The 12,086-nt window shown below is 62.7% G+C and carries 11 protein-coding genes; all 11 read right to left on the bottom strand.

The features are described from left to right. Position 1: 1 nt before the first annotated feature. On the bottom strand, positions 2-1,378 hold the full coding sequence (locus tag JKL46_RS12465; RefSeq protein ID WP_201833197.1) for a dihydroorotase: 1,377 nt from the start codon (positions 1,376-1,378) through the stop codon (positions 2-4). Further along, positions 1,378-2,040 (bottom strand): aspartate/glutamate racemase family protein, encoded by a 663-nt coding sequence (locus JKL46_RS12460; RefSeq protein ID WP_201833196.1) that lies wholly within the window; start codon positions 2,038-2,040, stop codon positions 1,378-1,380. Before JKL46_RS12460 ends, JKL46_RS12465 begins: the two co-directional genes overlap by 1 nt. A 10-nt stretch (positions 2,041-2,050) precedes the next feature. After that, positions 2,051-3,172: a M14 family metallopeptidase gene (locus tag JKL46_RS12455; protein ID WP_201833195.1), complete on the bottom strand. Its 1,122-nt coding sequence runs from the start codon at positions 3,170-3,172 to the stop codon at positions 2,051-2,053. A 346-nt stretch (positions 3,173-3,518) separates the two neighbouring features. Continuing rightward, a complete protein-coding gene (locus JKL46_RS12450; protein WP_246529279.1) occupies positions 3,519-4,265 on the bottom strand; it encodes a GntR family transcriptional regulator in 747 nt (248 codons plus the stop codon). A gap of 247 nt (positions 4,266-4,512) precedes the next feature. Next, positions 4,513-5,634, bottom strand: a complete 1,122-nt coding sequence (locus tag JKL46_RS12445; protein WP_201833194.1) for an NAD-dependent epimerase/dehydratase family protein — start codon at positions 5,632-5,634, stop codon at positions 4,513-4,515. Between the two features lie 3 nt (positions 5,635-5,637). Further along, the gene (locus tag JKL46_RS12440; protein WP_201833191.1) at positions 5,638-6,513 is read right to left on the bottom strand and encodes a creatininase family protein; all 876 of its coding nucleotides are present in this window, start codon (positions 6,511-6,513) and stop codon (positions 5,638-5,640) included. Then, positions 6,510-7,310 (bottom strand): AroM family protein, encoded by an 801-nt coding sequence (locus JKL46_RS12435; protein WP_201833189.1) that lies wholly within the window; start codon positions 7,308-7,310, stop codon positions 6,510-6,512. The genes JKL46_RS12440 and JKL46_RS12435 overlap by 4 nt, the downstream gene beginning before the upstream one ends. Positions 7,311-7,325: 15 nt before the next feature. After that, complete coding sequence (locus JKL46_RS12430) at positions 7,326-8,543, bottom strand: FAD-dependent oxidoreductase (RefSeq protein WP_201833187.1); 1,218 nt, start codon at positions 8,541-8,543, stop codon at positions 7,326-7,328. A 149-nt stretch (positions 8,544-8,692) separates the two neighbouring features. Then, positions 8,693-10,204, bottom strand: coding sequence for an amino acid ABC transporter permease/ATP-binding protein (locus tag JKL46_RS12425; RefSeq protein ID WP_201833185.1), 1,512 nt, complete (start codon positions 10,202-10,204; stop codon positions 8,693-8,695). Positions 10,205-10,213: 9 nt separating this feature from the next. After that, a complete protein-coding gene (locus tag JKL46_RS12420; RefSeq protein ID WP_201833183.1) occupies positions 10,214-11,338 on the bottom strand; it encodes a hypothetical protein in 1,125 nt (374 codons plus the stop codon). Then, positions 11,335-12,084, bottom strand: coding sequence for an amino acid ABC transporter permease (locus JKL46_RS12415; RefSeq protein ID WP_201833181.1), 750 nt, complete (start codon positions 12,082-12,084; stop codon positions 11,335-11,337). The genes JKL46_RS12420 and JKL46_RS12415 overlap by 4 nt, the downstream gene beginning before the upstream one ends. Positions 12,085-12,086 lie beyond the last annotated feature (2 nt).

Raw genomic sequence — 12,086 nt, 5'->3', positions numbered from 1 at the left:
CTCACGCCGCCTTGGACGATTGCGGGCGCGGGAGATACTGGCCGTATCCGCTTTTGCCTGTAATCTCCGTGCCATCCCAGACCGGCTTGCCGCGCAGGAACGTCGCGGCGATCCGGACCTTGAAGGTTTCCCCGTCATAGGGACTCCAGTTCAAGCCGTCACGGGTTTGAGAGGCATCGAAGGGATAGTCTCCGGTTTCGAGAATGGCGAAGTCGGCATCCGCCCCGATCTTCAGCGCGCCTTTTCGCGCGCTCAATCCGAAGAACGCGGCAGGCTTCGTCGAGAGATAATCGGCAACCGTCCGGACCGGATCGGCGACGCGACCGATGAGATCGGTATAGAGAGACGGCGCCATCGTCTCGAGACCCGGAATGCCGGCGCCGGCATCGAAGATCGAAGGCGTGAACTTGTTGTCGATCGGCCAGCTCGAATGATCGGACGAGATGAAGTCGATCTGTCCCTTTTCGAGGGCAGCCCACAGACCCTCGATCATGCCGGCGCGGATGGGAGGGCTGACCTTCATGCGCGCGCCGAGGCGTTCAATATCGCGCGCGGCATCGAAGTGCAGATAGTGCACGCACATCTCGGCCGTGGCGTTGACGCCCTCGGCACGATAGCGGGACACGAGATCATAGCCGCGCGGCGCCGAAATATGGACGATATGAACATGAGCGCCTGTGGCGGCCCCCAGTTCCAGGAAGGCTGCCGTGGCTGTCATCTCGGCGGAGAGCGGACGGCTGGGCTCATGCCATTCCGGCGTGATCTTGCCATCCGCCTTCAGGGCAGCGATGGAGGCGCGCACGATCTCCTGGTCCTCGTTGTGCAGGCCGACGGGAAGTCCGGTTTCGACCGAGGCTTCGAGGATCGCCAGGGTATCGCTCGCCGGCAGTCTCGGGAAGCGAACAGGATGGCTCTCGAAGCTGGAGATCTTGAAGGCTGCAACGCCGGCCTTGGCGAGATCCGCCATTTCCGCCGTGCCCTGCCCCGGCGCGATTGTGGCGTAGAGCGCGACATCGCAATAGGACAGGTTTTCGACGGAATCGATCTTGAGCTGGAGCCGCTCCATGGTGTTGAGCGGATCCGGGTTGTCGTAAGGCATGTCGACCATGGTGGTGATGCCACCTGCGATGGCCGAACGGCTTGTTGCCTCGAAACCCGCCAAGCCTTTGTAGCTTGTCGCGTGTGTCTGCCCATCGATGAAGCCGGGGAGCACGTAGGCGCTGCCGGCGTCATGCACCGTATCCGCCGAAGGATTTGGTCCTGACCCGATTGCCATGATCGTTCCGCCGGAGACGGCGATCCAGCCATTTGGCAGCGTCTCCGTCGGCAGAACGAGAGTGCCGCGAACGACGAGATCGTAGCGTGGTGTGTCGTTCATCAGGCGGCCCTCGCATAGCCGAGTGTTACGAGAGAGATGGCACGCATGACGGCGGCCTGCGTCGGATCGACGACAGGCAGGCCGAGCCTGTCTTCGATCTCCGCCCGGAAGCCGCCCATGCTGGCGCAGCCCAGGATGAGCACATCGGCTCCATCGATATCGCGCAACTGCGTGCCGACCTCGACGATGCGCTCGATCACGGCATTGTCGCCGAGCACATCGGTCACGCCGATATCCAGCGGGCGGTCGCCTGCAAGGCGCGATTCCAGGCCAAGCTGACGTACATTGCGCATATGCCGACCGATCGAGCCTTTTTTGATCGCGACGATGCCGAAGCGGTGGCCGAGGCCGAGCGCCGTAAGAAACGCGGATTCGGCGATGCCGAGAACCGGCTTCTTCACCGTTTCACGCGCGAGATGAAGACCCGGATCGGAGAAGCATCCGATCACATAGGCATCGGCCGGGTTCTCGGCGAAGTAACGTGCTGTGGGGATCACGACACCCTCCACATGCGCCTGCGTCTCGATTCCAGGAGGGCCTTCGCTCAAGGTTGCGGTCACGATCTCAGGATTTCCGGGCAGGCGCAGCACGTCGAGCGCCCTGTCCATGGATTCCGTGATGTTAGCCGAGCTGTTGGGGTTGAGAACGAGAATGCGTTTCATGGCGGGCCTTTTATGACGACGTTGAGCAAAGGCCCGTGACGGCCTGTGAGATGACTTGGCGGCTTCTGAAGAGAACGAGCTCACACCAATCTTGAGTGCCAGGATGGTAGAAGCGGCGGAGATTGGTCTTGATGCGCTGCGTCTCCTCGCTGGTCCAGTCGACCGTTCCGTAAGCATGCAGCCAGTGATCGTCGCGAAGCGCGTCGGCGCCGATCTCCGCGTCGTAGGTTCCGAATTCAAGAGCGATGAAGGTGAGCTTGTCACCGCCAACGCAGCGGGCCCATGCATATTGCGTCAGCCCGGCGATCGGAAGCGATGACGACTTGCCGAGCAGAGGCTCGCCCAGAGAATGGCCATACCAGGCACGGCAGCGCGCCTGACCCGATTCTCCCGGGCGATGGCCGCAGATCGGCTCGCCGTAGCCGTGGGAGCCAAGCCCAGTGTGATAATCGATGACGGCAACGCCCTTGCGCGATGACAGGTCGTAATCGGCGCAGATTTGTTCAAGCGTCTTCAGCGACCAGGTAGGCCCTGTTCCGCCGAAGAAAATCCCCTCGGGATGCGTGTATTGCCCAGAGCTGCGCGCCTGCTCGAATGCGACGCGTCCGTGCTTTTCGCGATAGGCTTCGCGCCGTGCCTTTGCCTCTGCAAGCGTCGTCTCGTCGAGCGCCTTTGGCACGAAGGCCGAAGCGAGTTCGTCATAGCCTTCATTGGCGGGCAACGAACCGTCGAACGAGATGCAATTGCGGTTGAGATCGACGCCTTCTTCCGTGGTGCGCCGGAGCCAGGCGAAGCCATGCGGATTGATGGCATGAACGATCATCACCGCAAGCCCTGAAGGAAGGGTTTCAGGTCCGTTCGTCGCAAGCCAGTCGAGCTGCGCTCCGGACCCGCAGAATCCTTCAACGCCATGCGTCGACGACACCAGCACCAGAACATTTCGCGCGTCGCGCGGGCCGAACCAGGCAACATCGGTTGCGAGATCCTCGCCGGAGGGCCCCTTGTTCGGATTGTCGTAAGACCGGATCACGCCGCCGGCGGAAGTCGCCTTGTCGAGAAAGCGGCTTCGCGCCGTTTTGTAGTCGGGTGAGAAGCAGGCGCGGACGTCCATGCTGACCTGAGCAATCGCCATATTTTGTAACCCTCGAGCCCTCTAACGAGCTGCCCCGAGAACGGAGCTAAGATCGTCTGTAAGATAATTCAGAAATATCACGACGCACAGGAACTACAAGCGCATTTATCGCGTAGAACGTGCACAATCGGCGAACTTTGACCGTGCAATTGCTATACGATGAGGCACTCGAAGCGTGGGATTGTTGTCTTGAGCCCGGGCTTCTGCAGGCCTCTCTATACGTGGCGATGTCCGGCCGACTTTTCGTCGCCCCCAAAAACAAAAACCCCGCGGAAGATCGAGCCTTCGCGGGGTTGGAGATCGATGAGACTGCAATGATTGCGCAGGCGGCCCGCGCAATGTGCGATCAGAGGCTGATCTGGCTGGCCTTGCGGGATGCTGCGAGCACCTGGAACAGGTTCTGGCGGGTCATGTCGTTGTGGCGGATCATGATCGCCCGCGCGGCAACGGGATCGCGCGACCTCAGCACCCTGACGATCTCGTGGTGATCGTCCTTGGTCTCGCCGCTGATGTCGCGCAGACGCGCACCAAGATAGAAGATGCGCTCGAGTTCATCGATCTGGCGAACGGAAAGCTGATAGAGGCGCTCGTTGCCCGATGCGCGGGCGATGGCGACGTGGAAGTCGCGGTTGGCCTGGATGAAACGCTTGAGACTCGGCTGCTCATAGCGGTCGTATGCCACGTCCGCGAGACGATCGAGCTGGTCCAGTTCCTCATCGGTGATGCGGGCGCAGGCGAGCTCCGCAGCGCCGGCCTCCAGCATCGCGCGCACCTCGAACAGCTCGGCCACATCGCCGAACGTGATCGGCACGACCTGATAACCGCGCCGGGGGAACGTCCTCACGAAACCTTCCGACCGGAGGGTGGCGAGAGCCTCGCGCACGGGGGTCTTGCTGACGCCGAACTGTTCAGCCAGTTCGGCCTCCGACAGTTCGCGCCCCGGCTCCAACTCGCCGGACAGGATCTGCGCGCGTAGGAGTTGGTAGACCTTCTCCGTCAGGGAGGATGCCTTTCCGCGCACGCTCTTCGCCTTTGCGGCCGCTTTCGCCGGAATGCTCATTTTGCGCAGGCTCGCCCTCGTCGGCGTTTCCATGTCATCACCCCTCAATGCGGGTCTTGTTCTCGAGATCTCTGTTACAATCTTGCGGCAAAGCCGAAGAAAGGATCACCTCTAATATATCTAACTTAGTAACACAAACTATATTCCAAGGGTGGATCCGACCGCCTCTGGAGCTAATGCGACATGCCTTAAGCCCCGATGATAGCGAAACAAATCCCGCCTATCCTCTCCAGGAAGGAAGCTGCTGTCGACGCACAACAGGCCAAGCAGCTTGCCCCCGTCATGTCCCCGAGGCGATCCGCGACGACAGGGCCTGCCGAAGCGCCCGTGCCGTCGAGGCAATGCGATCGGGGGCGACTCTCCCCACATCCACGCCGAAGAGTTCCTCCATCATCGTCCGGCAACGCTCCGTCGCGACCAGCGTACCGTCGGCTTCGATCGTTTCGATTCCGCCGGCCCGCTGTCCCGCCATGTTGATGTCGAACGCGCGCTGGAGATCGAGACCGGGCACATCCACCAATTCCAGCCGGTCGGCCCAGAGCCGCGCCGGCCAGCCCCCGGCCCGCCCCAGAGGGCCGGCGGAATGGAGATAGCAGCCGTTATCGCGCAGGACCGCCAGAACGGCCTTGACGCCCGATGCGGCCGTCCTCTGCTCCTGCGGAACGGGCCTGATGCGCGCGGCGCTTTCCGCCATGAGCGCTGCCAGATCGAACTTCTCGCTGACATCCTTGCCGTCGACATAGACGCGCGCGAACCAGGGTGCTTCGCCGGCCGATCCCGAGCGCTGGAACCACTCGCCGACGCTGTGATGCGCCACGATCATCGGCGTGACGTCCCTGGCGGCGACATCAAGCTTCTCGGACACGATGGCCTGGAGTTCACAGGCCATGTTGTCGACATTGCCGATGCCCGTGATCGGCGCGGGTCCCAGCTTCGCCAGCACCTGGTTGGTGAAATCCGGGAACGGCGCCGTGATCATCGGCGGTCGCGGCGACAGCCGCGCCAACTCTTTCTGCAGCGTCACAGCCAGCAGGAGATGGCCGCACAGGAACCCGCCCATGCCGTCCGCCCTCACGCGGGCGAATACGTCAGGCGTCAGGCCGCGGGCCATTTCCGGAACGGTGAGCAGCGTCGCCGTGTGGAACACGACGCGCGGCTGCAATCTCTCGAGCAAGGCCCGCGTCGCATCCGCATCGGAAAGGTCGAGGCCAAAGCCTTGAACCGTGACCTCCCTGCCCTCCTGCAATGCACCGAGGCGGGCCCGCCATGCGACACCGGCGGCGACATCCGCTCTCACATCCACAACGGCGATCCGGCGAACCTCGGGCCTGCGGACCAGGAACTCGACGGCATGACCGCCGACAGCGCCTGCGCCCGTCACAAGAACATCGAATGGTCTCATATGTCAGGCTCCGATCAGCGGTGCGGAAATCGATGGCGCGGCCGCATCGCGCGATACACCGAGCCGCAGCGGCGTTGCCGCAAACGCGGTGAAGAAGTTGGCGAGGCGCTCCACGATGATGTCGAGCAGGACGAGGCCGTTGTCCCGCGTTGCGGCTGCGGGATCGCCGTAATAGCCGCAATCGTCGGCCTGGAAGATCGGCGGCCAGGCTGCGCCCGCTTCCGTGATCGGATCGCTCTCGTGGCCGGGCGCGATCCATGGCTGGATGACCCGCGGCGGGAGGTCTCTGGCGCTGGCGATGATCCGCTCGACGGCCTCCGAATCCTGCGCCTCGATCGCCAGCATCAAGGCGGTCTCCTGCTCGCAGGCGTGACCACCCCGCTTCAGCCTGCCTGCAAGCCGCGCAATCCATGCACTCTCGCCTGGAACCCAGTAATCTACCGTCCCGACAGGCAGACCATCGGTGACCAGTTCGCCGACCTTGGCGCGGAGCGGAGCGTTGTTGCCGCCGTGCCCGTTCACGAAGAGCACGCGGCGGAAGCCCGAATTGGTCAGCGACACGGCGATATCGCCCAACACGGCGAGATATGTGTCGAGCCGCAGGCTGATGGTTCCCGCATGGCTCACGTGATGCGGCGAAAAGCCGAACGGCAGGGATGGCGCGACCAGAACCGGAAGCGCGGAGACACGCTTGGCCGCAAGCTGACTGACGACGGTGCTGAGCCGCGCATCCGTTTCCACAGGAAGGTGGATGCCGTGCTGCTCGATGGCGCCGACCGGAACGACGACCATCGCACCGGAATCGCGCGCCTCGGCGAGTTCATCGCTGGTCAGGCGCTGCCAGAGCAATGTCCGCGGAAATCTCGCAGGCGTGCTCATTTCAAACCCCAACCGTCCGGCAGATAGGCATGATCGTTGAGCGTCGGGCCGATGATGTTGCGCAGGAAAAGGCCCGTGACACGGTGGGGCAGGATCAGAGGCGCTCCGATGGCCGCCTCCAATGCCGGGACTTCGTTGACCGGATCGAAGGGCGCAAGGCCGATGCCGTAGCCGAAGAAGAATGCGAACTCGACGTTCCTGCGGCCCAGTTCCTGCGCGGCCGCCAGCGCCGATGTCGTGACCGGCGACATGACCAGCTCGATCTTGTCGAAATAGGGCCGCTTCGCCCAGTCCTCGTAGTCATGGTCGGCGTGCTCGGCATCCACCAAGGCGCCGATCCTGACCTTGCGGCGTGAGCCATGCGCGATGTTCTCGACCACCGAGAACATCAGCTCGCGAGGATGAATCAGGAGGGTTCCCGCGCTGATCGATCCTTCAGGAAACTCGGCGGCGCAGGCGAGCAGAACCATGTCGACCTTGTCTTCCTTCTCGAGCCGGTCGATCACCGACTGCACCCGTCCGATGGCGAAATCGAGCGAGAAGAAACGATGTTCCCAGCCATCGCCCATATGATTGCCGACGGCACCGGGAACATGCACATGCGCGCCGAGATTGGGCGTCTCCTTGCCGACCTGATGAGGCAGGAGATCGTCAAGGGACAGGCCATCGTAGATGTGGCGGATGACGACCTCGACGTCGGCACCCAGCGAGCGCAGAATCCGCTCATGATAATGAATGTATTCGTCCCGCGGGCCGTGCCCGGTGGTGACGACACCCAGTCTGGTGGTTTTCGCCATTGAATTGCCCCTGGTTCAATTGGGATGATCGGTCAGATGAATCGTCATCGCCTCGGGGACGAGCTTTCGCCCGTCATGGAAGCGCTCGACGGAAAACAGATCGGCCGGATCGTGCCTGCCATCGGCCAGCATCTTGGAAAGACGGCGCCCGCCACCTGGGCTCATCATCACGCCGTGGCCGCCATATCCGCCGTTGACATAGACGTTCGGGGCATCGGGAAGCGGCCCGATAACGGGAGCACCATCCTCGGATACGGCGAACGTGCCCGTGCGCAGGTGACTGTCGAGCAGGTTCTCGGACCAATGCTTCCAGCGCGGCGTCATCGGCATCACCGTCGCCATCGCATGGTTCAGATAGCCGGGCTCGGGCGCAGGATCATCGACTCCGTCTTCGACAAAGAGCGTCCCGCTGAAGGATGCGGTGATGCGCGCACCGCCCTCATCCGGCCGCCAGAAAGAACCGATATCGACGTCGATGGTCGTCGGGTGATCAGCCGGAATGCCTTCCGCCTTGACCCGCATGATCGACGACTTCGCTGTCTTCATCACGGGCGCATAGGCAAAGCCATTGAAAAGACCAATGCTTTTGGCGCCCGCAGCGACGACGACGGCACCGGCAGAGATCGATCCCCTTGAGCTTTCGATGATCACGCCGCCGGCATCGGGCTTGATCGCGTGGACGATCGTGTCGAGAACGAGATCGGCGTCCATGGTGCTCTTGTAGCCGGCGATGATCCGGTCGATGGAAATCACGCCGTCGCCGCGGCGGAAGGAAGCGCCGATGACATCGGGTGCGAGCAGCGGCGCCTTGTCATGGAGTGCAGCGCCTTCGAGATACTCGATCCCTTCCAAGCCAACCTTCGCCTGCCGCTCGACACGCGCCTTGAGGGCTGCGGCGGCGTGGGGCTCACGGCTGGCATAGAGATAGCCGATCGGCCTGTAACCTGCATCGTTCGCGGGGTCGCCTACAAGCTCCCCGAAATGCTTGTAGAGCGCGATCGATTCCTGAGCGATCGCAATGTTGTGCGGCAATTCCCACTGAGCTCTGACGCCTTCTCCCGAGCGGCGGGAGGTCAATGAGGTCGGTGAGCGCATTGCCTCGATAATCAGAACGCGCAGGCCCTCGCGGGAGGCGAAGAAGGCGGTTGCCAAGCCGACGATCCCTGAGCCGATCACAACGACATCCGGGCGGCTTCGCAGCTGGTCGGGTTCCTGAATGATCCGGAGAGGCACGGCGAATGATCCTGGCTATTCTTCTGATATATTACCGATATCCTAGAATCGTCAAACCGCGGATGCATAATGATGCGGCTCACGCTGCACAAGTTTCGATCAATGCCCGGTTTCCGGTTACGGTGCGCTCGATCCCTTGAGCAAATTCCCTATGCGGCCAGCGATGCGATGAATTGCTGCGTTCTCGGATGCCGCGGGCGCTCCAGCACGTCGGCGACTGCGCCTTGCTCGATGATGCTGCCGTGGTCCATGACCACGATCCGGTCGGCGACGGCACGCGCAAAGCCGATCTCGTGCGTGACGACGATCATCGTCGCACCGTCCCTGGCAAGCTCGCGCATCGTGTCGAGAACCTCGTGAACGACCTCAGGGTCCAGGGAGGACGTCGGCTCGTCGAACAGGAGGACGGTCGGCTCCATGGCGATGGCCCGGGCGATCGCCACGCGCTGTTTCTGTCCGCCGGAGAGCTGGCTCGGATAGCTGCCGAATTTGTCGGCAAGGCCGAAGCGCTGCAGGAGCAGCTTTGCCTTTGTCTCCGAATCGCCACGTCGCGCGCCGAGAACACGTTCCGGGCCGACGGCGACGTTTCGCAGGGCATTGAGGTTCGCGAACAGGTTGAACCGCTGAAAGACCATCCCCATGCGGGCACGCTGCCGGCGCAGCACGGAGTCGGGAACGAGCTTCGACGGATCCCGCTCGCTTGCACGGCCGAAGAGGCTTCCCTCCAGGCGCACGACGCCCGCATCTGGAATATCGAGATAGTTGAGGCAGCGGAGCAGCGTCGACTTGCCAGAGCCGGAAGGGCCGACGACGACAACCACTTCCCCTTTCGCGATCGCCAGATCGACATTGTGAACCGCAATGACGGAGCCCAGCCGCTTCGTGATGGAACGCGCTTCAAGAACGATCTCTGCCTCCCCCGCGAGGGGCTCGGCTTTGATGCCGATTTCTTCAACGTCTCGGGCGGCAACGATTGCGCTTCTTCTTGTTTCCGACCGACTGCTGCGCGACAGACGGCGCTCGATCATCGATTGAGTGATCATGATGATCGTGACCATGCCCATGTACCAGATGGCTGCCGCCGAATAGATCTCGAGAGGGCGGACCGTCGACTGGGCGAGCTGTTGAGAGGTTCGCAGCAGCTCCGCGACGGAGATCACGGACAACAGGGACGTTGCCTTGATCATGTAGCTGTAATTGTTCGCAAGCGGCGCCAGAATGGCCCGCGCGGCCTGCGGCAGCACGATGAGGATGAAAACGAGATGCGGCCTCAGCCCGAGGGAACGGCCTGCCTCGCTTTGCTCCTTGGGGACCGAGAGAAGACCGCCGCGGACGATCTCGGCCATCCGGGCGCCCTCGTTCACACCGAGAGCAAGAAGGCCTGTGGCGAGCACCGAGAGGCGCAGGCCCCACAGAGGCAGCACTGCGTAGAAGAACAGGATCTGCGCCAGCAGCGGCGTTCCGCGAAAGAGCCAGAGGTAGAACCAGGTGGCTCCGCGAACGAGGCGATATTGGGACAGCATGGCCGGCCCGACGACGGTGCCGATCGCGGTACCGATGAGCTGCGCGACAGTTCCCACCCAGATCGTCGTCCACGCTGCCTTGATGATCAGCGGCGAGACGAGGATGTCGAGGAAAAGCTGCTGGTTCCAGGCCGACATGGAACATCCCTAGTGGGGAACGGGGACGAGACGCACCTGCCCGGGACGGGGCGGATGCTTCGGATCAACCGCATAGTGGAAACCTCCGCGACGAACGCCGGCGATAGAGAAATCGAGAATATTCACCAGTCCGGGCGCGGCATCGAGCAGGTCATGGGTCGCATTGACGATGGTGTTGGCCGCGCCGAACAGGGACAAGGCGGCAGGCTTGAGGCTCGCCTTGACATGGTGGGCGCCTTCGATGTCGATGACATCGGCCACTTCCAGGCCATGCAGCTCCGGCTGATAGAACATGACGAGGCTCATGGAGATGACGGTTTCATCTCCCCTCACGCCCATGCCCTCCTGGCTGATGCCGATGACGCGGCCGGGCTCCAGCACGCCGAGGGTTGCATCGCCGGAATCCACGGGGAAGTCCGCCGTGGTTGTCGTCCAGCGTTCCTCGACCCGGTCGACGTCGATGTTCAGCCGCTCGGCAATGGCCGCAATCGACTCGGGCATCCCCATATGGCCGACGATGCGGCCCGACGCGATCTTCTCGTCGAATTCCTTTGGCCACAGGCCGTATCCGACATGATCGATATCGCCGGGCCCTGTTCCCGTCACGTCGATGGTCCGCGAGATGGTGACCCGCTTCACGCCCGACGTCACCCGCCCCAGCAGCAGGGGAAGGCTGTCGAAGCTGAAGCCCGGATTGATTCCGACGCCCGTGATGGACACATCTCTCGCACGCGCCGCCGCATCGAGGCGTAGGGAGAAGTCCGGGTACCGGAGGGCGGGATGAAACATCGCCTCGGAAGCCGAGATGACATGAAGCCCTGCCTCGAGGGCTTCGATCAGCTGACTTTCGATATGGGACGGCGTCGATTCCGTCATATGGTAGAGAAGATGCGCCGGCGCATCGAGCCCATCCAGACACTCCCGCAGCGTTGCGGCGACGACGACATCGGACGCCTCTCCAAGTCCGTCATAGATGTCGCCCATTCGGCGCCCGGCCCGATTGGGAGCATGATCGACCGCACCGACGATGCGGATCAACGGATAGCCCGTCTTGAGGCAATCGATGACGAGGCCGCCAAGAGCCCCCAGACCAAAGAGGATGACCCGAGTTGGTTCCGCCGGTGAATGCGTCATGTGGTGATCTTTCTTGAGAACGGGCGAGGAAATCGAATGAGGCGCTTGATGTCGCTCCAGATCGGTCGGCGAACCGGCGCGCTCGCCATGCCAACGCCGAACTTTCGCTCGAGCCAATCCTGAACGACCATCCATAGGGTGGCCATCAGAAGGTAATAGACGGCCGCGACCGAGTAGAGCTCGAAGGGCCGGAATGTTTCGCTGATGGCGAGCGTGGTAACCCGCAACAATTCCTGGAACGATATGACCGACAGAAGCGACGTCGTGCGCATCATGCTGGTGAATTCGTTTCCAAACGCCGGCAGGACCAGACGTGCAGCCTGCGGCGCGAGAATGCTGCGCATGGTTTCGAACCGCGACAGGCCGATGCTTCGGGCGGCCTCCTCCTGGCCGGGATCGAGGGATGCGAGCGCACCGCGGATGATCTCGGCCATGTAGGCCGCGCCGTAGAGGCTCAAGCTCGAGATGCCCGCCTCCAGCACCGTCACGCGTATGCCGAGCTGCGGCAGCCCGAAATAGATAAGAAGCAGCTGGATCAGAGGAGGCGTGCCGCGAAAGAACCAGACATACGCCACGGCAGGTGCGCGCAGAAGGTTGCTGCGGGAGCGCAACCCGAGAGCGAGCACGAATCCGACGACCGTCGCGAGAAGCTGCGCCACCGCTGCGACGCAGAAGGTGACCAGCGCGGCCCAAGCCATGCGGGAATCGAAGAGATATGTGAAAAACGTATCGAAGTCCCAGGTCATCG

Origin of the sequence: Microvirga zambiensis WSM3693 (assembly GCF_016735695.1) — a bacterium.
Lineage (GTDB): Bacteria > Pseudomonadota > Alphaproteobacteria > Rhizobiales > Beijerinckiaceae > Microvirga > Microvirga zambiensis.
The sequence above is the reverse complement of the archived record's forward strand: the minus strand, read 5'-3'. Positions and strand labels throughout refer to the sequence as shown.